The sequence below is a fragment of the Vibrio sp. 1078-1 genome, from assembly GCF_033340475.1.
Map to the genome: position 1 here is coordinate 86,142 of NZ_JAWOWM010000008.1, position 22,786 is coordinate 108,927.

Sequence of the window (22,786 nt, forward strand, 5' to 3'; positions counted from 1 at the left end):
AAATATAAATAACGAAACAAAAGGATTCTTACCATGACTGAGCAAAAATACATTGTTGCCCTGGACCAAGGTACAACAAGCTCTCGCGCAGTGATTCTTGATCACGATGCGAACATCGTAAGCGTCGCGCAACGCGAATTTACTCAGATTTATCCAGAAGCTGGTTGGGTTGAACATGATCCAATGGAGATCTGGGCAACACAAAGCTCTACTTTAGTAGAAGCTCTAGCTAAGTCTGGCATCCGTAGCGACCAATTAGCGGCTATCGGTATTACTAACCAGCGTGAAACGACCATCGTCTGGAACAAAGAAACAGGTAAACCCGTTTACAATGCGATCGTATGGCAATGTCGCCGTACTGCTGATATCTGTGAAGATTTAAAAGCACGCGGTCTCGAAAACTATGTACGTGACAACACTGGTTTGGTGCTTGACCCTTACTTCTCAGGTACCAAAGTTAAATGGATTCTGGACAATGTTGAAGGCGCACGAGAAGACGCAGAAGCAGGCAAGCTGTTGTTTGGTACTGTCGATACTTGGTTAGTTTGGAAGATGACTCAAGGTCGCGTTCACGTAACCGACTACACTAATGCATCGCGTACCATGCTGTTTAACATCAACGATCTATGTTGGGATCAAAAAATGTTAGATGAGCTTGGCATTCCAGCATCTATGATGCCAGAAGTGAAGCGCTCATCGGAAATTTACGGTAAAACCAACATCGGTGGTAAAGGCGGTACTCGTATTCCTATTTCTGGAATCGCAGGTGACCAACAAGCGGCGCTTTACGGCCAAATGTGTGTTGAAGCGGGTCAAGCGAAAAACACTTACGGTACGGGTTGTTTCTTGCTAATGAATACGGGCCAAGAAAAAGTCACTTCGACACATGGCCTTCTAACTACTTTGGCTTGTGGTCCTGCAGGCGAACCAGCTTATGCACTTGAAGGCGCCGTATTCATGGGTGGAGCTTCTATCCAATGGCTACGCGATGAATTGAAAATCCTAAACGGTGCAGAAGACTCTGAATACTTCGCGACAAAAGTGGATACATCAAACGGCGTTTATGTCGTGCCTGCATTTACTGGTTTAGGCGCTCCATACTGGGATGCCTACGCACGTGGCACGATTGTCGGCCTTACTCGCGGTGTGAATTCAAACCATATCATCCGTGCAACATTGGAAGGCATCGCTTATCAAACTCGTGACGTACTGGATGCGATGCAAGCTGACTCAGGCATTAAGCTTGCGAACCTTCGCGTCGATGGTGGTGCAGTAGCGAACAACTTCCTAATGCAATTCCAATCCGATGTATTGAACACAGAAGTACACCGCCCTCAAGTAACTGAGGTTACCGCTCTTGGTGCAGCCTACCTTGCCGGCCTTGCAGTTGGTTACTGGGATAGCATTGATGAGTTGCAGAATAAAGCGGTACTTGATCGCACCTTTGAGCCACACGATGATGAAGAAAAACGCAATCGTCGTTACAAGGGCTGGAAACGTGCAGTGAAATGTGCACAAACCTGGTCTGAACTTCACGACGAAGAAGATTAATCTCATCTCCATAAGAAAAAAAGAGCGCCATTTGTGCGCTCTTTTTGCGCTTTATCCCCGATTCCTGAACTCGCTTACTTCTCACAACGAGCAAATTCGAGCACAATAGAGCTTCGAATTTGAAGCATTGGCCGTTACCAATGCACAAGGGAGTGGTAAGTGAAGCAAATACCTCGACACCAGCAGATTGTTGAGCTGGTGAAAAAACAAGGCTATGTCAGCACGGATGAGTTAGTAGAAAGATTCAATGTCAGCCCACAAACCATCCGACGCGATCTCAATGAACTCGCCGATGACAACAAAATTCGTCGTTATCACGGTGGAGCCACTATTCCTCTCAGTTCTGAAAACACATCTTACAACACGCGTAAAGCGCTCAACTTCAATGAAAAAGATGTCATTGCAGACGTGGTAGTCAAACACATTCCAGATGGTGCCACACTATTCATCGATATCGGCACCACACCAGAAGCAGTTGCGCGAGCGCTCAATAAAAACCATAAACAGTTGCGTGTTGTCACCAACAACATCAATGTTGCGACCATTCTTTTCCCTAACCCTGAAATCAAAGTCATCTTAGCGGGTGGAGAAGTCCGCAGCAGAGACGGCGGTATTGTTGGCGAGGCTACCCTCGATTTCGTTAAACAGTTCCGTCTCGACTTTGGTATTCTCGGCATTAGCGGTATCGACTTCGATGGCTCGCTATTAGACTTTGATTACCACGAAGTCCGGGTCAAACAAGCGATCATTGACAATAGCCGTAGTGTATTTCTTGCCGTAGACCACACCAAGTTCGGGCGCAATGCTATGGTGAAACTAGGCAATATTGCACAGCTCAACATGATCTTTACCAATAAGCAGCCACCAGAAGAAATCTTGTCAATTTTGAAGGAAGCTTCTATCCCACTTGAAGTGGTTGAAGCTAACGAATCAAACTCCGAAAACGAGTAACGTCAATCGTATAACTCCCCCTCAAATGACCTCTGTCTTAATTAGACAGAGGTTTTTTTTGTGTCTAAATCACACAAAACGCTCACAAACGAAAATAATAGATGATCACAAACGAAACCTGAGCTAGGATTACATTATGTTCTAAAATGCTCGTTCGCTCACCAAGAGGTCAAATTTATGAGTATACAAAATAATGCTTCCACTACTAGCTCATCCACTACCTTAGACTTGATCGTAATCGGTGGCGGCATTAACGGAGCTGGTATTGCGGCAGACGCAGCTGGCCGAGGTTTGAGTGTTGGCTTATATGAAGCAAATGACTTCGCATCTGCGACTTCTTCAGCAAGTTCTAAACTGATACACGGCGGTTTACGCTACCTTGAACACTACGAGTTTCGTTTAGTTTCGGAAGCGCTCGCAGAGCGTGAGGTTATTCTTCGTAAAGCACCACACGTCGCACTACCAATGCGTTTCCGTTTACCGCATCGCCCATTCCTACGCCCAGCTTGGATGATTCGTTGTGGCCTTTTCCTTTACGATAACTTGGGTAAACGTACGACGCTGCAAGGCAGTAAAACCGTCAACCTTGCGAAATCTGGCTTGCTAAAACCAGAAATGAAAACGGGTTTCGAATACTCTGACTGTTGGGTTGATGATGCACGTTTAGTATTACTGAACGTTCTTGCGGCTCGCGAAAACCATGCTGAAGTGCGTAACTACTGCCGCGTGGAAAAAGCACACCGTGAAGGTGGTATCTGGCACGTTACTATTCACGATGTGATGACAAACCAACGTTTCGAACGTAAAGCGAAAGCGTTAGTCAATGCTGCGGGGCCTTGGGTAAAACAGTTCTTTGATGATGGATTAGAGCAAGCCTCTCCTCGTAACATTCGCTTAATCAAAGGCTCGCACATCGTTGTTCCTCGTATCCACAACGAACCACAAGCCTACATCCTTCAAAACAAAGACAATCGCATCGTATTTATGATTCCTTACTTAGATAAGTTCTCAATCATTGGTACAACAGATGTGGAATACAAAGGTGACCCACGTGAAGTGTCGATCTCAGATGACGAAGTCGATTACCTCATTGATATCGTAAACCAACACTTTGTCCACCAGTTGACTCGCGAAGATGTAGTTTGGACATACAGCGGTGTTCGTCCTTTATGTGACGATGAATCTGACTCTCCGCAAGCAATCACACGAGACTACACGCTAGAGCTCGATGCGGAATACGACCATGCACCTCTGCTTTCTGTTTTTGGTGGTAAGTTAACGACCTACCGTAAGTTAGGTGAAGCAGCAATGAAGAAACTTGCTCCGTTCCTACCTGAAATGGGTAAAGACTGGACGGCCAACCAAACCCTTCCTGGTGGTAACTTCAGCTGTAGTCGTGAACAATTAGCTAAACAAATTCACGCTAAATACACTTGGGCGCCAGAAGCATTGATTCTTCGTTATGTCACACAGTTTGGTACCCAAACCTGGAACTTAATGGAAGGCACAACAAGTGAAGCTGACTTAGGACAAACGTTCTCGGCACAAGCAGGTGGTGTTTACCAACGTGAGATCGATTACTTAATGAACCATGAAATGGCAATGACCGATGAAGACATTTTATGGCGCCGTACTAAGCTTGGTCTTTACATGAACGAGGAAGAAAAACAGGCCTTAACGGACTATTTAAAGAAAAAGCTACAACAGAAAGTGGTTAATCTTTCTCAAGTTGGCTAACAGCTCCCCTCCCTCCCCCACAATAAAGCCTGCTTAGTTGCAGGCTTTTTGTTTTGTTGTTTAAGCACAACACCTTGGTGCGCTCCACTCGATTGCAAATAAGAACAACTATTCATAGACATTTGGCGTTAAATACAATCATACTCATTTGAAAAATAATGCATCAATGACTTCAGAGTACCGTACTCAGAGAATTGCCTCTGTATGGCAATGCAATTCTCGCGAAAGAAGTATCTTGAGGTTATTTTGGTATCGGCTCAAACAAGGAAAAGAAAATGGGTTTTATGATTGAACATTGGGACTTCTCAACCCCAGAAGCAACTCAACAATCCACCACGGCAGAGCAAATTCAAGCTAAGCATTGGTACCATTGCGAACGGCTGCATCCTGATATTCGTGGTTGGCTGGAGCAGAACCAAGTACCTCGAGCTACGGTTGATCATCTATTAGCCGACGAAAGCCGACCATCTTTCCATCCTTTGGATGACGAGAACTTCATGTTGATTTTACGAGGCGTCAATATGAACGGCAATGCATCACCAGAAGATATGCTTAGTATTCGAATTCTCTACTTTCAAGGCGCACTCATTTCAACTCGTAAAATTCCATCACGCGCGATCATGGAGATTCGCCAAGCATTAGCGGAACACAAAGGCCCAAAAAGTCTTGCCAGTTTACTTCATCAGATCATTGAAGGATTAAACAGTAAAATAGACATTTACCTTGATACGATTGAAGAAACACTAAACCAGTTCGACGTGAATGATGAGTCGACGTACAAACATATGGCGACTCAAAAAGCACTGATTTCTATCAAGCGTTTTATTCGCCCTCAGCAGTACGCTATCCGTGATCTTGTGGAGTCAGAATCAGAATTGATTGCTTTGAGACCTCATCAATATCGCTTCGCACACAATAATATTACGCGCATAAATGAAACACTTGAGTTTTATCTTGGAGAAGTGGCGCTTTTCCAAGAAGAGATCAAACATCATCGTGATGAGAAAACCAATAAAAACAGTTACCTGTTTACTTTGGTAGCAACGATTTTTCTACCAACCAGCTTCTTAACAGGTTTACTCGGTATCAATGTTGGTGGAATGCCAGGCGTGGATTCCACCATGGCATTCACCTGGTTCTGCATCGCCTTAATTGTCATTTTTGGTCTAGAGTGGTGGCTATTTAAACGCTTGGGGCTCACAAATAAAGCGGACGACGAAGACGAGTAAACACTAAACCTATAAAGAACAAAAACCAAAAGAGGAGCACGCGGCTCCTCTTTTCTCTACTCACATTAGAATCTTATCCGGGGTGACCATCCACACGAGGGGTCACAAGCATCACACCAAAGCGCCACACAAATAGCCCAAACGCAACAATCCATAATCCGCCGCTGATATCAATCCACAGCATCATGTTCGCTGGGTCAAAGATCACGGCGAAACTGCGAACCAAAGCTGCCGCGGTAATTGCTGCAAACGCAAGGCTCATGTTTGGTCCTTTGTAGATCATGCGACCAGTATGTCCCATCGTCACCCGTGCAATCATCGCTAAAATCAAACCGCCTAACGCACCTATCGCAAACAGGTGAATGAGGTTATGGCTGGCAAATGCATCTCCCCAGACGCCTCGCAAAATGAAGCTTAGTGGTAAACACAAATACGCAGCATGCAGCGACCACACTAAAGGCTCGCTCAGGGTTAACCAAGGTTTCCAGCGAACAAAACGCACCAACTGAGCAACACCTGCAAATAGCATCAAAGGACTACCTAGTTCTGCAAACGTCACAGGGAAAAAGCTCAGCACAAATAGCATTACCAATGGCAAGTTCGCGAACCACTCTAACCAAGCCAATGGTTGCGCTTTTTCGAAATTAAATCGACGCGCAGTAAAAAATGGAATCACACGTCCGCCCATCACTGACAACAGCAAGGTAAACCACCACAGCATTGCTTGCCACACCGCTGAAGAGCTAAAGGGCGGCATACCTTTTATCGTTGCGTAGCTTGCAAAGTTCGCAAAGATGGCTAAAAGAAACAGTGGAACGAAAAACAAATTACGCCAACCTTTGGCTCGATACACACGAATGCCCACCTCATAGGCGACAAACAGTAAAAATACCGCTTCGATACTGCTGGTTAACCATAACGGTGCTGGTGTCCAAAGCAATATGCGGGGCACTAACCACAAGCCAAATAAAGCCAGAAGCATGTAATGCTTGGTACCATTAATGCCAGTCCAGTTTTGTACCGCGGTCAGTACAAAGCCAACTACAATGGCCATCGAAAAACCGAACAACATTTCATGTACGTGCCACCACAATGCAGGCACGGCTAATGCGTTTGGCTGTCCGCCTTGGAACATCCACACCCACAACGCAATCGCAACAATGGCGTAAATCGACCCAAACAGAAAAAACGGCCGAAAGCCTAATCGCAGCCATGCGGGGATTTTTTCTTCTACTTTTTTATCGGTGATATTCAGCATTATCTTGCCCTCAAGCGTCTCTCGATGCTGGTTAACTCAACTACATATTGATGCTACCATAAACATGTATAAAAAATACATGTTTATAATTAAGATTATACTTAAGAGGTAAAGTTGTGCTTCAGATGCGGGTTAGGTATAAACATGAGAGGCACAACTATCAGTTAAGGGATGCAACGACAATGTACATATTTGGCTATGGCAGTTTGATTAATTCTGCGTCGCGTAAGTTAACCGGACAAACGGGAGAAGCCATTCCCGTCATAGCACATGGGTTGGTTCGCTACTGGGGGAAGATTGACGACAGCTACAGCCTCTCTCCATTAGTGGTGAACCAAGGCGATGGACAGGTTAATGGCGTTTTACTCGAAGTAAATGAAGAAGCGCTCGCAGAATTCGACCGCCGTGAGCGAGGTTATCATCGTATTCAACTTCAGCCAGATCAAATCGAAACAGATGCGAGTTTTAACCAAGAACATGACATTTGGGTTTACGTAAAAGACGAGCCACTACCACCATGCGAAAAGAGCCCAATCATGCAAAGTTATGTTGATACCGTACTGGCAGGTTGCTTGGAAGTTTCCCACGCGTTTGCAGAGCATTTTGTGCGTCACACCATTGGCTGGCAACACGCGAAAGAAAATGACCGCCACCAACCCAAATATGGCAACCTTGCAGGCGTACAAGATCACCATTATGAGTTGATTGATAATCTAATAAAAAAAGGAGCCTAACGGCTCCTTTTTAGTATCTATGTTTGCTTACGCGAGCTTAAAACTTGTAATCAACACCAACGTACAGGCTGTCAAAATCAAAATCTTCGCTGCCACCGTTTTCGGCATCAATACTTACCGAAGAAGCACGGTAGCCACCAGATACAACCAAACCTGAAGCGAACTCATAACCAGCCTCAACACCGTAGTTAAAGCCTACATCACGACCATCATCGGTAACAGTGCTAGATGATTTCACTTCATAAGAAACACTCATTACACCAAGGCCAGCTATCGCACCAACATAGAAGCCTGTACCTGCAAATTGGTATTTAGGCTTCGCATTGAAATTGAACGCAGAAGCATCAACACTAAATTTAACCGGCCACCCCATGTAAGAAAATGTTTCTTCAAAGTCGCCAAAGTATATGTACTCACCTTCAAAAGCTAGTTTGAAGTTTTCTGAATATTGAAGCTCTTTACCTACAGCAAGGCTAAGACCTGTCGCAGAAAGATCTTTTGACAAGCTTTTAACTTTAAGATCTGAATTTACCAAATCAGCACCAACATACCAGTTACCTTTTGCTTGAACTGATGCTGAAGCAACCACTGCACCTAAAGCCAATAATGGCAATACTTTTTTCATTATAATTTCCTAATTTTTCATACTGTTAGACAGCTTTTAAAAGCGCGGAGATTATAAATAGAGTTGAATACTTTCCTATTGATTTGTTTATAAAATGAGACACAAAACATAAACATGAACAATAAAACGTTTGCTTGATTAAACTCTAAACAGCTCGAGTCCTATTAAGTACTAGAGTTACCACAAGTAGCAAGTTTCCAAACCAGTCGCGTTTTTCAGTATTTTTACAGCAATATAATCCTTACGTTTACGGCTTTATTTATTACTCAATAGAGTCTATTTCATGAAAACAATTTGGCTTGATATGATGATTTAAAGTGTTTAGGACTGTCTTACTAAAGGTTTGTGCATATCTAAGTAGCTGTTTAAAATAGTCAGATTATTGAGCTCACACTTGGGCAGTGCCAACGGGAAATTTACATGGCAAAGCTAAAAGATATCGCCATTGAAGCAGGCGTCTCACTTGCAACAGTATCGCGGGTTTTGAACAACGACCCAACGTTGAGCGTTAAAGAAGAAACCAAATACCGCATTTTGGAAATTGCAGAAAAACTGGAGTACCGCACCAGTAGCTCGAAGAAAGGCATCAAAGAAGCTAAGCAAAAACATCACTTTTTAGCCTTATATAACTACAAACAAGAAACAGAGGTGAATGACCCTTACTACTTATCAATTCATCATGGGATTGAAACGCAATGCGACAAATTAGGTATTACGCTAACCAATTGCTATAACAGTGAAATTGATGTTGAAACGAAAAAGATAACAGGTGTCCTTTTAGTCGGAAATGTCGACCAAAAGGTAGTAGATAAATTACCTAAACGTCTAGCCGATAGCATCTGCTACATAAACTTTTCAGATCCAACCTGCCCTTATGATTGCGTTGATGTCGACCTTATTCGAATCAGTAGGCAAGTGGTTGATTTCTTTGTACAACGAGGCCACCGCCGCATCGGTTATATTAGCGGTCAAGACAAGCACGACGCAGCTGACACTCGTAAAAATGTGTTTTTGGACTATGGCTATCTAAAAGGCGTGGTCGCAGAACAAGATATACACTATTGTGCCTGCTCTAGTTTGTCCGGTTATAACTTAGCGAAAGAGATGCTAGCCAAAGGTGACTTCCCGAAAGCAGTATTCATTGATTCAGACTCCATCGCGATTGGCATAGTACGTGCAATCCATGAATTTGGCTTAAAGATACCAGAGGATATTACGTTGATTAGTATGAATGATATTCCTACTGCTCGCTTTACCTTTCCGCCGTTGTCTACAATTCGTATTCACTCTGAGTTGATGGGAACTCAGGGAGTGAACTTACTGGTGGAAAAATACCGAGATGGACGCTTACTCCCTCTTCATGTATACGTTCAAACAGAGCTTAAACTACGTGGTACAACTCAATGATACCTTTTCCATTAATCTCTTTTATGAATTAAATCTGGAACATCCCCCCCCTAACCCAAGACATTCATTTTGCACAATCAGTACTGTTTCGGTGTAACGCCGATAACTCAGCGGGTAGTAAGAAGTCCAACAACAAATAACTCTAAGCACCATGAGTGCCCCAAATGTTTATCATTTAGAGGTGATGGTCGAAGAAACCAACTCGCGTAGCCAAATGCCTTTGTCTTCATTGTTTCGGCTGGAATGCCACAGCATGGCAATGTCAAAATCCGCAACGGCGATCGGCGGCTTAACAGTAATGAGATCGTCCGAAAAGCCCTCCGCCAACGCCATTTTTTCTGGCACGATGGCAATGAGATCGCGCTTTTTCAATAGATGCCGAATAGTGAGAAAGTTGCGCGACGCCACGGTGACTTTGCGGCTCAAGCCATGTTCTGCGAGCTTTTGGTCTACTTGTGTCTTTAAGCTCCCATCGGGACTTACCAGAGCTTGCTCGATGTTCGCGAACGCTTCCAGAGACAGCTGTGTTTCCCCTTGCAATACCTGTTTATCACACATGCACACGTGTTTTTCGGTGTACAAGTACAAGCTCTCAAAGTTGTCATCCAACACCGGCATGCTGCCAATAATGACATCGAGCTTTTCATGCTCAGTTAGTGCCACGTAGTTGCTACGATTGACGTTAATAAAACTGATCTGCGCCTCTGGGGCGCGCTGGCGTATTTCGTCATAAAGCCGAGGAGCAAAAATAAACTCGGCATAATCCGTTAACCCGATGCGACATACACCCGCGTAATTTTCAGGTTGGAAGGCAGACTTAGTGAGCAAGTCTTTGGCGATAGAATCCAACAAGTGATGCACAGTTGGCGCGATGTGGTGAGCGTGCTCGGTGGGCTCCATCTTGTGCCCTTTTCGCTCAAAAAGCGGGTCGTCAAACAACAACCTTAAACGAGACAAACTATGACTCATCGCCGACTGGCTAACGTAACTTTTCTCTGCCGCGACGCTAACGCTTCGATAGCGATACAAGTAGGAAAACGTCACCAATAAGTTCAAGTCAATGTTGCGCCACTGAATGTCCTCTTTCACTCCAATATCCTTATCCCATTTCATTCATAGATGAAATTAAAATTATCAATTTGAGTCATTTTATAGCATTCGATAAATTAGCAACAATGCTTTTTAGATAAACAGGCTCGACATGTTCACCATCTTCAAAACTTTTTTCTGGCTGGGTTGGTTCAGCTTCGGCGGCCCTGCGGCTCATATTGGTTATTTTCGCCAAACCTTTGTTGAGAAACTGAAATGGCTTGATGACAGCGAGTACGCGCAAATCGTCGCACTCAGTCAGTTTTTGCCGGGACCGGGCTCAAGCCAAGTCGGCTTTGCTTTAGGCTATAAACGCGGCGGTTTAGGTGGCGCATGCGCAGCATTTGTCGGATTCACTCTTCCTTCAGTGATCATCATGTTGGCGCTAGCGATGGTGAGCAGCCAAATCACCGACACCGCAGTGTTCCAAAACATCGTTCACGGCCTAAAACTGCTCGCAGTCGTCGTCGTGGCGGATGCAACCTGGGGCATGTACAAAAATTTCTGCCAAAGTAAACTGACCGCGGGTTTGTGCGTCGCGACTGCGATTGCGTTGCTGGTAGCACCAAGCATCATGACGCAAATGTTCGTGTTGATAGCAGCAAGTTTTGTCGGAATGCGATATCTGAAGAAAGACTCCGCGCCATCAGCCGAGCCGTTTAAACCGTCTATCGCGCCATTGGCTCTATTTGCGGTGCTTTTACTCGGCTTACCGTTAGTGGCTCATACTTTACCTTTGCTTGGGCTGTTTAGTGATTTTTTCCAAGCTGGTAGCTTAGTGTTTGGTGGCGGTCATGTGGTTCTGCCGCTTCTGCAAAACATTGTTGGCGACCAGCTCAGCCAAGATGCATTTTTAACAGGCTACGCCGCTGCACAAGCTGTACCGGGGCCAATGTTCACCTTTGCGACTTTTATCGGTTATGAGCTTTCGGATACGCCAATTTTAGGCGCGCTGATCGCAACGCTTGGCGTATTCCTCCCAGGGTTTCTTCTACTGCTTGGCGTTCTTAAAAACTGGCAAGCACTGGCAGGCAAACCGCTGGTCTCCGGCGCCATCAACGGTGTAAATGCCTCGGTAGTAGGGTTACTACTCGCGGCACTTTACCAGCCAGTATTTAGCAGCGCAGTTGTTGCTCCCATCGACATGGCGTTAGTGATTGCGGGTTTCTATCTACACAAAAAGCTCAACCTTTCGGTACTATGGATGATCGTGTTTTTTGTGGCAGCAGGCCTTGTCACGGGCATGATGTAGCCTGCTGATACGCCAACTATTGAATCTAGATAAACCACGGGCACTCAAATACGAGTGCCCTTGCTTAGATTAGATAGTGAAAACGGAACAGACCCCGATAAAAAGAGCATCACAAATTATGACTTAACTTCTCTCGGTTAAGCCATTGTTCATTCTTACCAACTTAACTGCATCATGACGAGAATGGACATCGAGTTTTTTGTACAACTTGTATATATGGCTTTTCACTGTACTTTCAGATAAAAAAAGTCTTGAAGCAATTTGTTGATTTGAAATGCCGTACACAAGTAGCTCTAGAATCTGTTTTTCTCTGCATGTTAACTCATCATGCTGCTGTTCTTCGGACAAATTTGCATGCCGATAATTGAGGACTAACTTCTCTAGGTACATTCTTGGTAGCCACAACCCACCTTTCAGTACGTATTCCGCGCCATCACATATATGTGTCACTGATGCACTTCGGAGCAAAATTCCTTTCAACAACTTCCAATGCAGTAAGTCCGTTTGTACTTTTTCACAAGGGACGTTGTGAAGCATAAAGGACCACCCAAATAGATCAAAATCTGGTAACTTTCCTTGTACTTCAAGCTGACGCATAAAATCGTAATCAATAAACATCAAATCGATACTGAGTGAGTGACTTCTGAACACCACTTCATCTGGTTGCATTATCTTTACATCGACATCATGAATGGAAGACAGCTGTTTTTTTATTAAGTTACTTTGTAAATTACTCTCAGCTAGCAGTATCAAGTGCTTCTTTTCCATAGTCCCACCACATTAACTTACCTGTTTCACCAACCCCCGTTAGAAAATTAATTGGGGATAGCAAAGAGAATTTATCTTCATTTTAAGTAGAAAATATAGCACTTCAGAATGATATCGCATTGCTTTTCAGCACCGAAAAAGACTTAAAAAGTATGAACCTGTTATATTTTTATCCATACTTTTCAACCTGTGTTAGCATAAGGATATGATTTATAATATTAAATAATAAAGATAATAATTGGATAAAATACCATTTATAAAAAATGGATGACTGCTCCGCTCAGTGCAATAGAACGAATTACTTCTTTATATTGGCTTCATTTCATACTTGATGAGTACTTAAAGTAAATACAAAAAATAACATTATGATTATGTTATTTTTTTCTTTAACACCTTAAAGAGACGCACCTAAATACTCCCTTCCAGCCTGAATTATTCTCAATAATGAGAACAGCTTTCACTGATCCTTTCTTATAATTTCATCGCTTCCCACAACATTTGAAGGAAGCAGCAAGAAGTTAAGTGCAGTCATTTTTAATCAGGAATAACAGGAAATGGAGTAATCGTTATGACTCTAAACAAAACAGGGCTTGCTTTAGCAATGTCAGCAATTTTATTTAGTGGCTCTCTAATCGCGAATGAGATCGATGATGGAGACGACAACATGCAATGGACTGACAGCGCTAATACCGATATCGGTTTATCTGGCAGCTTCAATGATAACAGTGACAATAGCGCATCTCTCGGTGTTGGTGATAGCTTCAACGACAACAGCGATAATAGTGCGTCACTAGGTATTGGTCATAGCTTCAACGACAACAGCGACACTGACAACAGTGCAACTCTTGGTGTTGATGACAGCTTTAATAACAACAGCGACAACTCAAACTCGAGCACTAACACAGCTCAAAGCCACAACGACAATAGTACGTCTAACGCTAACGACAACAGTACCAGTGCTGATCTTGATGTGAGCCTAAATAGTGATAGTAGTGATTCAAGTACTAACACAAATAGAAGCCACAACGACAACAGTGACTCTAGTTCTACTGTAAGACGTAGCAACAACGACAACAGTGACTCTAGTATCAACAGTAGCTTTAACGATAACAGCGATAATCGTAATCAAAGCGACAACCGTAACCAGAGTGATAACCGTAGCTACGCTGATTCAAGCACAACAAACTCGAACAGCTTTAACGACAATAGTAACTATCAAAGTGACTCGAGCTCAACAAATGTTGATAGCTTCAATCAAGTCCATATGGATACAGATATGGTTGTTGCGAGCTCAAGCCTAATGGGTGGTGTTACAGGTGCATCAGTTATTTATGCAACTAACGCGGATGATACTCGAGTTCGAGTTGAAAACATGAACACCCTTGGTGGTCTTGGTGGTGCAGCTGGTATTACTACCGTTGGTCAGAATGCTGGTTCAAATTCACTTGTACAACAATCTGTTACAACTAATGCAAGTGTGTTTACTGGGGGTGAGTAACCGACTAGTAGGAGAAAGCGATGCGTTTGGCAATCTGTACTTTGAGTATGATAGTTGCCTGCACTGCACTCGCTGATGACATTGCATTATCTGGCGGAGAAGTTAGCTTGGATATCATGAATGAATCAAGAGGTGGACAAAATGTTGAACTCGACTTGGTTTATGCAGAATCAGATATCAATGGTATTTCGTCAGATAATGTCGCGTCAAACACCGTGAGTGGTAACAATATACTATCAAGTGGAGCGTTCGCAGACAGTTCGGGTATATCCAACGTAATTCAGAACAGCGGAAACAACGTTTTAATCCAGAACTCTACCGTCGTTAACCTGACACTCAAGTAAACAATATGAAAGTATTAAATAACTTAATTTGGCTGATGCTCGTTTATTCAGCATCAGCCATTTCATTAGAACTGCTACCTTACCGAGCACATTACTCTGTTCCTGTTAAAAGCTACAAAGAAATAGTGTTCGGTGATGTTTTTCGCCAACAGTATGACTTCAGCTGTGGCTCTGCCGCCCTGGCTTCTCTTCTCACTTTTCATTATGCAACAGAGTCATCTGAACAAGATATCTTCAAAAGCATGTTTGAAAAAGGTGATAAAGAAAAAATCAAAGAGAAAGGTTTTTCTTTGTTGGATATGAAGTTTTACTTGGATTCCATAGGGTTACGTTCTGACGGCTTTCAAGTAGGACTGGAGAAAATTAAAGAAGTCGGCGTCCCTGGGATTACTCTCGTTAATTTCGACGGGTATATGCATTTTGTTGTCATCAGAGGTATAAACAATCACTCAGTTATTCTAGGAGACCCTTCTAGAGGAACCATGATAATGAAACTGGATGAGTTTGAAAAATATTACCAAGGAATTGTGTTACTGGTCCGTAACGAAGCGGAAATGGGACGGTCTAGCTTTATAACCAATGATAATTTCACCGTATATCAAAGATCACCATTAAAAACAGGAGTGTCTAGAGATTCCTTAGGGGTATTTAGCATTACTCTCCCAGTTTCCGGTGAAAATTAATATAACATTGTTTTAAATAACTTTAAGAACTTAACAACCTGAAAGGCCTACATTATGAACTACAATAAATTTTTGTTAGTGCTTTGTATGCTAATACCTCATTTTAATGTGAATGCTAAAGATGTTGGCCTGCAAGAACTTACTCCTCTTTCAAATTTATCTTTAGAAGAATATCGAGGTGGCTTCCAAATTACGGACGAGTATATTATTAATATTGGATTAAGCATTACTACGACTATAAATGGCGATGATATTTTGAACACAAACATTGCCAACTTAGTAATTGAAAATGGTAATTTAAAAAACATTAGCGCAAATAGTGAAAATCAAAGTGGAGATATTTTCAACCAGGGTATTGTTAACATCATACAATTTGGTGAAGGAAATATTATTGGAGATGATTCTATAGATTCACCCAAAATTCCTTCGTCTCAAAATCCTAATATAATAAGTTCAGACTTTATAAATTCAAGTATTATCAATATTATTCAAAACACGAAAGATAACAGTATTATTGGACTTAGCACGCTCGTAGACATTGATGCTCAAGTAAATGGGGTAATACGGGAAATCAAAGCAAACCAACAATTAGAAGACGCCTTATTGAACCACCTTCAATGAGCATTTCCATTTTTATCTGAAAAATTGTCACGTTAAGCTTCTTTGATATTAGAAACGACTGATATCTATGATTACATACCAAAAGAAAGGTAGATATATCAATAGGCCACCATCATTTTAAGAATATATACCTACTTTATCCAATATAATCCAATCAATTTATAATGCGAACACTAGGCGCTAACGATAAATTAGGCCCAAGACTCAAGGGCCTAATATCCATTTTACAAATTAAAAGGTACTCGTACTGTTAATTGAAAGTCGGGAGTATCTTCTGTAAGACCAGCTTGAGCACTAACATTGATAGATGAGCGTTCACTAAAGGCATAGTTTATACCAAAAGTTAATGCATCTAATTGAAGCAACTTAGCATCATCTGCCGATCTGCCATTTACTTTGCTTTTTAAAATAGTTTTATGGCTAAGTCCTAAAGAGAATGAAAGATCAGGATTCACCGCAAACCCCATTCCTCCTGAAAGAGAAATAGTGTCTCCAAGTTCAACATCAGCTTTTGTGTCGCCAACTGTAACAGTATCCTCTAAGTTATAAATATAACTTAGACTAGCGAACAAGACCGCAGGATCAACAGGGTGAATAAGAGATAAATTAGGCTCAAAACTCCAAAAACCCGAACCTGTAGGGACATCACTAAATGAGTTGCTTCCATCTTCAATAGAAACATCATAAGGCGATCGTCCTGTATCCGACTTTACTCTAAGGCCACCTACCCAGTATGGCGCAGACTCAAAGTTAAACTGGTGCCTCAATGCGAACTCTACATCACCAAGCCCTCCGCCATCCACCGTTGTGTTTACTACTTCACTGTTTGAACCATCTTGAATGGGGCGCGTAGAAACTTGGTCATTACGATACACATACGGCACTCTAACTTCTAACTCTGTGGCGTTTGTTAAACCGTACCGAGCAGTTAATCCAACGGTTACTGTAGTCCTATCCGAATCACTCACTTCAATTCGCCCAACAATCAGAGTTGGTAAGACTGTATACCCAACAACAGATACTTTGTTTGAAGAGTTTTGTGTATAGCTTAAAGACGAATCAAATGACCATTTACCTTTAGGTGTGAGAACGCCTGGGCGCTCAATAACATCACCAACCGTTTGGGCACGCTGAGGAATATCATCTCCTTCAGCACCATATGCATTCCCCGCAATGAATAAACTACAAAGATAGGTACCCAGTAAAGTCTTCCGTAACATCACATCTTTCCTTTTGCTGATGATCGTACCCAAGTAATCTCAGGCAATAGCTTGAGGTGAAGCTCCTAACTTTCCAAAGTAAGATTAGTATAGCTACTTCAAAACCACGACATACCTTTAAGTTTGGCGCTTTGAAGAAATTAGGAGACATTTATACTTATCTTCAACACTAAGCCACTAGTTAATAAATAATTAGGATAGATTCTATGTTTTCGCAATATTATTAATAAAATAAATTGCTTACCTGTGCTCTTAGTATGAAGTCGGTATGACATAACAGCTGAAAAGCCTGTTCTCTTTTGCGTAGCATCAATCACATTGCTTTTTAGATCGAGTCGCTCCGACTTCAACCATAACTAACGCTATCTTCCCCACATATTTCATCAAAATGCATTCCCGTGTCGCGATTTAACATGCTAAAGTTAACAATGCGTTAACAATTATAAATACAATGAGAAGACATGGAGTCACTTAAAATGAATCAGCCGAATCTAAATAGCGCTGCTGGTTGCGCTCTCCCACCACCAAATGAAATGATCCTCAAATGGGCTCAAGAGCGTCCAAATGAGGTCTACCTAAAACAAATTATTAACCGACAGTTTGTTGAGTACACATTCTCTGATGTTGCAGATCAAGCCTTAAAACTTGTCAGCGCACTACGCTCGCTTGGTGTAAAGCCTGGCGACAAAGTTGCGTTAGTATCTAAAAACTGTGCAGAATGGTTTATTTGCGATCTTGCTATGATGCTTGGTGACTATGTCAGTGTGCCAATCTTTCCTACCGCCGGTGCAGACACCATCGAATACTGTGTGACTCATAGTGAAAGTAAAGCGATCATTGGCGGAAAACTCGATGATCCCAAAGCAACTCAGCAGGTCATTGATGCTATGCCTGAACTCATTAGCATCGCTCTACCTTATGACACGGCACCAAAGTGTAAGCACGAATACCAAGCGCTCATTGCAGATGCAATGCCAAGTGAAGAGCGTCCGCGGCATTACGATGACAAGCTAATGTCGTTGGTGTATACCTCAGGCACATCAGGGTTACCGAAAGGCGCGATGCTAACTTACGGCGCATTCAGTTGGTCTGTTCAGCAACTGATCAATCATATTGGTATCCAAGAAAACGACCGATTGTTCTCTTATTTACCGCTCGCTCATATTACAGAGCGTGTTTATATCTTCGGTTCATCGATTATGGGTGGCGTGCCAACAGCATTTCCAGAGTCACTGGACACTTTTATCGAAGATGTGAAGATGCACCGACCAACTCTGTTTATCTCCGTCCCACGATTATGGACGCTATTCCAGCAACGTATTCAAGACAAACTTCCACAGAAGAAGCTCAATATTCTGTTGAAAATCCCATTCGTCAATTCTTTGATCAAGAAAAAGCTAGCAGATGGTCTAGGTTTAGATCAGGCTCGAGTATTAGGCTGTGGCTCTGCACCTGTCTCGCCAGCGCTGTTGGAATGGTACCACTCAGTGGGCCTTGATATCACAGAGGCTTGGGGGATGACGGAATCATTTGCCTACAGCACGCTCAACTACCCATTTAGAGCTGACAAAATTGGTAGTGTCGGTAATGCAGGGCCAGGCATTGAGTTAAAAATCGCAGCCGATGATGAAATCATGGTGCGTGGCAAAGGGCTATTTTCTGGCTACTACAAAAATGATATTGCCACCCAAGAGTCTTTTGATTCAGAGGGCTGGCTACACACAGGCGATATCGGCGCTATCGACTCAGATGGTTATCTAACGATTCAAGGCCGTAAAAAAGATAACTTCAAAACCGCCAAAGGTAAATTTGTCTCTCCGGTTCCTATCGAGAAAAAGCTTTTCGAGTACAGTCGCGTAGAGATGATGTGTCTCATCGGTTTAGGGCTACCCGCTCCGATTCTTTTGGTTGTGCCACATGACTTCCCTAACTTTGATCGAGAGCGATACGCACGTACCACACGTAAAGTTATTGCCAGGATGAATCAAGAACTCGCCTCTCATGAGCAAATCAAAGGTGTGTTAATGATTAAAGAACCTTGGAGTATAGAAAATGGCGTACTGACGCCAACGCTTAAAATTAAACGTCATGTGCTCGAACAAAAGTATCATGAGATAGGCCACAATTGGCCAAAAGATGAATTGGTCGTGTGGGAAGAAGACTTGTAATTTTGCTTGCACTCCTCAACACCATTGGGGAGTGCAACTTAACTTTGAGCTTGAATCAAACTCATAGACTACTCTCTCCAGAATGGCTTACTCACTTCACAACTAATCTCCCTTTCACCTAATCCAATATCGTCCCAAAGGTGCTTTGGTAACTCTCTCAAGTGACGACGTGTCTTATAGTTCCTTCTCCAAGCCGCCAGTTTAGAATAAATTAACTGTAACCCGCTCTGATGGGCAGTAGGTATAGTACGCTCACAAGTGTGTGTCATGTTTTCCATTTCAAAGATCCCTATACAATGTTGACCACTTAATAATCAGCGACTACGCTGATAACCTCAAACGATAGAATCTGCCATAGAGTTAAGGAAAACTAATGTGAAAGATCGAATGCCTCCCTTACAAAGCTTGTATTACTTTTTCGTTGCAGCAAAGGAAGGAAGCTTTAAAACGGCAGCAAAAGAACTGTTTGTTACGCCAGCGGCCATTAGTCAGCAAATTCGTCATTTAGAAGAGTTCTTAGGCACGGACCTATTTGTTCGTCAGCACAGAAAAATCGTGCTCACACCAGAGGGAGAGCTACTGTTTAGTCAGGCAGAAAGAGGGTTTGCTCATTTGCAGCAAGGGGTAAGATTAGTCAATCAAGATCCAAACCCGAACCACCTTTCGATATCAACACTCCCCTCTTTCGCTCATCATTGGTTAGTCCCGAAAATTACGGCTTTTCGTCAGCGTCACCCTGATATCGCCTTGCTATTAGAACCAACCAATGATTTGGTGTCTTTTCAAGATAGCCAGATAGATTTATGTGTTCGTTACGGTTTAGGAAAGTACCCCAATTTAGAATCACAATGGCTAATGGACGAAGCTTTTTATCCAGCTTGTCATCCGGTGTACCAGAAAGAGCACGGGATCTATAACATCGAGGATTTAAGCAAAGCTGAGCTGATTGAAGATGTTTGGCCTGATCTTGATTGGAATATGTGGTTAGCAACCTTGGGTCACTGCGCAGCAAAGCCTACCTTAAAATACAGTGGATCACATCTCGTGCTTGAGGCTGCACTATCACTTCAAGGCGTGGCATTAGTAAAACACAGTTTAGCTCATCAATATTTTCGTTCTGGCAAATTGGTCCGAATTGGAGATATCGCTATCAAGCCCAACTTTGCGTATTACTTGTGTGCGCCAAAAGGCTACTTAAAAAGACCTAAAGCTCAATTGTTTGCGCAATGGTTGAAGGAAGAAATAGAAATATTTGAAAAGTCAGTGGTACCAGACTTTAAGACCATTGACCTAAAAGGCAACAGTACTAGAACGGCATCATAACAAACGCTAAATAGGAATAAAACAAACACGCTCTGCGTATAAGACTGCTAAATACAAAAAGCCCCGCACTAAGCGGGGCTTTCAAGTTATAGAGTTAACTTAAGAATTACTTCTTAGCGTTACGCTCTTTAACGTCAGCAATTACTTGCTCTGCAACGTTTGTTGGACATGGTGCGTAGTGTGAGAACTCCATAGAGAACTGACCACGACCAGAAGTCATAGTACGTAGAGTACCGATGTAACCAAACATTTCTGATAGAGGTACATCACCCTTGATACGTACGCCAGTAGACGCTGCTTGTTGGTCTTTGATCATACCACGACGACGGTTAAGGTCACCGATTACGTCACCAACGTGATCTTCTGGAGTGAACACGTCAACTTTCATGATTGGCTCAAGAAGTTGCGCGCCAGCTTTAGGCATAGACTGACGGAATGCACCTTTCGCTGCGATTTCGTAAGCGATAGCTGAAGAGTCAACTGCGTGGAAACCACCGTCGAATAGTTCAACTTCAACGTCTAGAGTAGGGAAGCCAGCTAGAACACCGTGCTCCATCATTGACGCAAAGCCTTTCTCAACTGCAGGCCAGAATTCTTTAGGTACGTTACCACCAACAACTGTTGATTTGAACGTGAAGCCAGAGTTTGGCTCACCTGGTTTGATGCGGTAATCGATCTTACCGAACTGACCAGAACCACCAGACTGTTTCTTGTGCGTGTAGCTATCTTCGATTGCTTGAGTGATAGTTTCACGGTAAGCAACCTGTGGAGCACCAACTTCTAGCTCAACGCCGTAAGTACGCTTAAGGATATCTACCTTGATGTCTAGGTGAAGTTCACCCATACCTTTCAGGATAGTTTCGCCTGAATCTTCATCAGTCTCAACTTGGAATGATGGATCTTCTGCAACCATTTTACCGATCGCGATACCCATCTTCTCAGAACCGCCTTTATCTTTAGGCTTAACTGCGATAGAGATTACTGGATCTGGGAAGATCATTGGCTCAAGAGTACATTCGTGCTTAGGATCACATAGAGTGTGACCAGTTTGAACGTTCTTCATACCAACTACAGCGATGATGTCACCAGCTTGTGCTGAATCGATTTCGTTACGCTCGTCCGCGTGCATCTCAACCATACGGCCGATACGCTCTGTTTTACCAGTTGCAGAGTTAAGGATTGTGTCACCTTTCTTCATCTTACCAGAGTAGATGCGGATAAAGGTTAGAGCACCGAAGCGGTCATCCATAATCTTAAATGCAAGAGCACGTAGTGGCTCGTCTGCAGATACAGTCGCAACTTCACCAGTTGGCTCACCAGTCTCTGAATCAGTTAGAGGCTGTGGATCAACTTCTGTTGGAGATGGTAGGTAATCAATTACCGCGTCAAGAATAAGTTGGATACCTTTGTTCTTGTACGCTGAACCACAGTAAGTTGGGAAGAATGCTAGATCACGAGTACCTTTACGGATACAACGTTTGATGTCTTCTAGAGATGGCTCTTCGCCTTCTTCTAGGTAAGCCATCATTAGATCTTCGTCTTGCTCTAGAGCAGTTTCGATTAGCATTTCACGGTATTCAGCAGCTTTCTCTACCATGTCTGCTGGAATATCTTGAACTTCGTAGTTCTCTGGTTGGCCAGACTCATCCCATACGTAAGCTTGTTGGCTTAGTACGTCTACAACACCTACGAAATCTTCTTCGATACCGATAGGTAGAGTCATAACTAGAGGTGTAGCACCTAGTACGTTCTGTACTTGATCTACAACTTTGTAGAAATCTGCGCCCATACGGTCTAGTTTGTTAACGAAGATCAGACGTGATACGTGTGATTCGTCAGCGTAACGCCAGTTAGTTTCTGACTGAGGCTCAACACCACCAGAACCACAGAATACACCGATACCACCGTCAAGTACTTTTAGAGAACGGTAAACTTCGATAGTGAAGTCAACGTGTCCAGGAGTATCGATGATGTTTAGACGGTGATCGTTCCAGAAACAAGTTGTTGCTGCAGACTGGATTGTGATACCACGCTCAGCTTCCTGCTCCATGAAGTCAGTAGTAGTTGAACCGTCGTGAGTGTCACCGATCTTATGGATCTTACCAGTTAGCTTTAGGATACGCTCTGTAGAGGTAGTTTTACCCGCGTCTACGTGAGCAAAAATACCAATGTTTCTGTATTTTGATAAATCAGTCATTGTCTTACTCTGTTAATAAGGTATAAAGTGCGCGCAGAGTATATCACATTCTGTCAATACTGATACCCTTGCGTGCGGATGGAAGAAAAAAAATTTTAACGTGAAATTTCCGTCCCCAAAGCATAGTCAAA

At 42.9% G+C, this 22,786-nt stretch carries 20 protein-coding genes; 13 read left to right on the top strand and 7 right to left on the bottom strand.

All coding sequences use genetic code 11. The features are described from left to right. Window positions 1-33 precede the first annotated feature (33 nt). The 4 genes from glpK (at window position 34) to R7190_RS15940 (ending at window position 5,468) form a co-directional block, all read left to right on the top strand. Window positions 34-1,551, top strand: a complete 1,518-nt coding sequence (glpK, locus tag R7190_RS15925; protein ID WP_005380193.1) for a glycerol kinase GlpK — start codon at window positions 34-36, stop codon at window positions 1,549-1,551. Between the two features lie 159 nt (window positions 1,552-1,710). Beyond that, window positions 1,711-2,502 carry a DeoR/GlpR family transcriptional regulator gene (locus R7190_RS15930; protein ID WP_186584703.1) on the top strand — a complete coding sequence of 264 codons (792 nt, stop codon included), beginning with the start codon at window positions 1,711-1,713 and terminating at the stop codon, window positions 2,500-2,502. A gap of 177 nt (window positions 2,503-2,679) precedes the next feature. After that, entirely contained in the window at window positions 2,680-4,239 is a 1,560-nt protein-coding gene (gene glpD, locus R7190_RS15935) for a glycerol-3-phosphate dehydrogenase (protein ID WP_186584701.1), read from the top strand. A 275-nt stretch (window positions 4,240-4,514) separates the two neighbouring features. Continuing rightward, window positions 4,515-5,468, top strand: coding sequence for a CorA family divalent cation transporter (locus R7190_RS15940; RefSeq protein ID WP_005380188.1), 954 nt, complete (start codon window positions 4,515-4,517; stop codon window positions 5,466-5,468). A gap of 73 nt (window positions 5,469-5,541) precedes the next feature. On the opposite strand, the gene R7190_RS15945 is transcribed toward R7190_RS15940, so the two are convergent. After that, a complete protein-coding gene (locus tag R7190_RS15945) occupies window positions 5,542-6,726 on the bottom strand; it encodes an NnrS family protein (RefSeq protein WP_186584700.1) in 1,185 nt (394 codons plus the stop codon). Window positions 6,727-6,908: 182 nt separating this feature from the next. Between R7190_RS15945 and R7190_RS15950 the strand changes: the two genes are divergently transcribed. Continuing rightward, a complete protein-coding gene (locus R7190_RS15950; protein ID WP_025768214.1) occupies window positions 6,909-7,460 on the top strand; it encodes a gamma-glutamylcyclotransferase family protein in 552 nt (183 codons plus the stop codon). A 37-nt stretch (window positions 7,461-7,497) separates the two neighbouring features. Here R7190_RS15950 and R7190_RS15955 read toward each other — a convergent pair whose 3' ends face one another. Then, window positions 7,498-8,085 (bottom strand): outer membrane beta-barrel protein, encoded by a 588-nt coding sequence (locus R7190_RS15955; RefSeq protein WP_017820436.1) that lies wholly within the window; start codon window positions 8,083-8,085, stop codon window positions 7,498-7,500. 420 nt (window positions 8,086-8,505) lie between these two features. On the opposite strand from R7190_RS15955, the gene ebgR reads away from it, so the two are divergent. Beyond that, window positions 8,506-9,492 (top strand): transcriptional regulator EbgR, encoded by a 987-nt coding sequence (gene ebgR / locus R7190_RS15960; RefSeq protein ID WP_318137582.1) that lies wholly within the window; start codon window positions 8,506-8,508, stop codon window positions 9,490-9,492. A 171-nt stretch (window positions 9,493-9,663) separates the two neighbouring features. Here ebgR and R7190_RS15965 read toward each other — a convergent pair whose 3' ends face one another. Further along, the gene (locus R7190_RS15965; protein ID WP_053349839.1) at window positions 9,664-10,581 is read right to left on the bottom strand and encodes a LysR family transcriptional regulator; all 918 of its coding nucleotides are present in this window, start codon (window positions 10,579-10,581) and stop codon (window positions 9,664-9,666) included. A 112-nt stretch (window positions 10,582-10,693) separates the two neighbouring features. On the opposite strand from R7190_RS15965, the gene chrA reads away from it, so the two are divergent. Continuing rightward, window positions 10,694-11,833, top strand: a complete 1,140-nt coding sequence (chrA, locus tag R7190_RS15970) for a chromate efflux transporter (RefSeq protein ID WP_186584695.1) — start codon at window positions 10,694-10,696, stop codon at window positions 11,831-11,833. Between the two features lie 123 nt (window positions 11,834-11,956). Here chrA and R7190_RS15975 read toward each other — a convergent pair whose 3' ends face one another. Then, window positions 11,957-12,601 (bottom strand): helix-turn-helix transcriptional regulator, encoded by a 645-nt coding sequence (locus R7190_RS15975; RefSeq protein ID WP_005380169.1) that lies wholly within the window; start codon window positions 12,599-12,601, stop codon window positions 11,957-11,959. 568 nt (window positions 12,602-13,169) lie between these two features. Here R7190_RS15975 and R7190_RS15980 point away from each other — a divergent pair. The 4 genes from R7190_RS15980 to R7190_RS15995 are packed head-to-tail and all read left to right on the top strand — an operon-like array spanning window position 13,170 to window position 15,747. After that, window positions 13,170-14,099, top strand: a complete 930-nt coding sequence (locus tag R7190_RS15980) for a dentin sialophosphoprotein (protein WP_186584694.1) — start codon at window positions 13,170-13,172, stop codon at window positions 14,097-14,099. A gap of 20 nt (window positions 14,100-14,119) precedes the next feature. After that, a complete protein-coding gene (locus R7190_RS15985; protein ID WP_005380167.1) occupies window positions 14,120-14,443 on the top strand; it encodes a hypothetical protein in 324 nt (107 codons plus the stop codon). A gap of 5 nt (window positions 14,444-14,448) precedes the next feature. Further along, window positions 14,449-15,126, top strand: coding sequence for a C39 family peptidase (locus tag R7190_RS15990; RefSeq protein WP_005380165.1), 678 nt, complete (start codon window positions 14,449-14,451; stop codon window positions 15,124-15,126). Between the two features lie 54 nt (window positions 15,127-15,180). Next, window positions 15,181-15,747 carry a hypothetical protein gene (locus R7190_RS15995; protein ID WP_318137583.1) on the top strand — a complete coding sequence of 189 codons (567 nt, stop codon included), beginning with the start codon at window positions 15,181-15,183 and terminating at the stop codon, window positions 15,745-15,747. 224 nt (window positions 15,748-15,971) lie between these two features. On the opposite strand, the gene R7190_RS16000 is transcribed toward R7190_RS15995, so the two are convergent. After that, entirely contained in the window at window positions 15,972-16,967 is a 996-nt protein-coding gene (locus R7190_RS16000; RefSeq protein ID WP_005380160.1) for a transporter, read from the bottom strand. 476 nt (window positions 16,968-17,443) lie between these two features. Here R7190_RS16000 and R7190_RS16005 point away from each other — a divergent pair, with 476 nt between their 5' ends. After that, the gene (locus R7190_RS16005; RefSeq protein ID WP_054576343.1) at window positions 17,444-19,135 is read left to right on the top strand and encodes an AMP-binding protein; all 1,692 of its coding nucleotides are present in this window, start codon (window positions 17,444-17,446) and stop codon (window positions 19,133-19,135) included. Between the two features lie 68 nt (window positions 19,136-19,203). Here the strand turns inward: R7190_RS16005 and R7190_RS16010 are convergent, their stop codons facing one another. Then, window positions 19,204-19,413 carry a DUF1127 domain-containing protein gene (locus tag R7190_RS16010; RefSeq protein WP_005380156.1) on the bottom strand — a complete coding sequence of 70 codons (210 nt, stop codon included), beginning with the start codon at window positions 19,411-19,413 and terminating at the stop codon, window positions 19,204-19,206. Window positions 19,414-19,510: 97 nt separating this feature from the next. Here R7190_RS16010 and R7190_RS16015 point away from each other — a divergent pair, with 97 nt between their 5' ends. After that, window positions 19,511-20,458 (top strand): LysR substrate-binding domain-containing protein, encoded by a 948-nt coding sequence (locus tag R7190_RS16015; RefSeq protein WP_005380154.1) that lies wholly within the window; start codon window positions 19,511-19,513, stop codon window positions 20,456-20,458. Window positions 20,459-20,564: 106 nt separating this feature from the next. On the opposite strand, the gene fusA is transcribed toward R7190_RS16015, so the two are convergent. Further along, complete coding sequence (fusA, locus tag R7190_RS16020; RefSeq protein ID WP_005386444.1) at window positions 20,565-22,655, bottom strand: elongation factor G; 2,091 nt, start codon at window positions 22,653-22,655, stop codon at window positions 20,565-20,567. Window positions 22,656-22,786: the final 131 nt, after the last annotated feature.

Bases quoted from the DNA above. Each gene is read 5' to 3' on its own strand.
- glpK (WP_005380193.1), top strand. From the start codon at position 34: ATGACTGAGCAAAAATACATTGTTGCCCTGGACCAAGGTACAACAAGC.
- glpD (WP_186584701.1), top strand. From the start codon at position 2,680: ATGAGTATACAAAATAATGCTTCCACTACTAGCTCATCCACTACCTTA.
- R7190_RS15940 (WP_005380188.1), top strand. From the start codon at position 4,515: ATGGGTTTTATGATTGAACATTGGGACTTCTCAACCCCAGAAGCAACT.
- R7190_RS15945 (WP_186584700.1), bottom strand. From the start codon at position 6,726: ATGCTGAATATCACCGATAAAAAAGTAGAAGAAAAAATCCCCGCATGG.
- R7190_RS15950 (WP_025768214.1), top strand. From the start codon at position 6,909: ATGTACATATTTGGCTATGGCAGTTTGATTAATTCTGCGTCGCGTAAG.
- R7190_RS15955 (WP_017820436.1), bottom strand. From the start codon at position 8,085: ATGAAAAAAGTATTGCCATTATTGGCTTTAGGTGCAGTGGTTGCTTCA.
- ebgR (WP_318137582.1), top strand. From the start codon at position 8,506: ATGGCAAAGCTAAAAGATATCGCCATTGAAGCAGGCGTCTCACTTGCA.
- chrA (WP_186584695.1), top strand. From the start codon at position 10,694: ATGTTCACCATCTTCAAAACTTTTTTCTGGCTGGGTTGGTTCAGCTTC.
- R7190_RS15975 (WP_005380169.1), bottom strand. From the start codon at position 12,601: ATGGAAAAGAAGCACTTGATACTGCTAGCTGAGAGTAATTTACAAAGT.
- R7190_RS15980 (WP_186584694.1), top strand. From the start codon at position 13,170: ATGACTCTAAACAAAACAGGGCTTGCTTTAGCAATGTCAGCAATTTTA.
- R7190_RS15985 (WP_005380167.1), top strand. From the start codon at position 14,120: ATGCGTTTGGCAATCTGTACTTTGAGTATGATAGTTGCCTGCACTGCA.
- R7190_RS15990 (WP_005380165.1), top strand. From the start codon at position 14,449: ATGAAAGTATTAAATAACTTAATTTGGCTGATGCTCGTTTATTCAGCA.
- R7190_RS15995 (WP_318137583.1), top strand. From the start codon at position 15,181: ATGAACTACAATAAATTTTTGTTAGTGCTTTGTATGCTAATACCTCAT.
- R7190_RS16000 (WP_005380160.1), bottom strand. From the start codon at position 16,967: ATGTTACGGAAGACTTTACTGGGTACCTATCTTTGTAGTTTATTCATT.
- R7190_RS16005 (WP_054576343.1), top strand. From the start codon at position 17,444: ATGAATCAGCCGAATCTAAATAGCGCTGCTGGTTGCGCTCTCCCACCA.
- R7190_RS16010 (WP_005380156.1), bottom strand. From the start codon at position 19,413: ATGGAAAACATGACACACACTTGTGAGCGTACTATACCTACTGCCCAT.
- fusA (WP_005386444.1), bottom strand. From the start codon at position 22,655: ATGACTGATTTATCAAAATACAGAAACATTGGTATTTTTGCTCACGTA.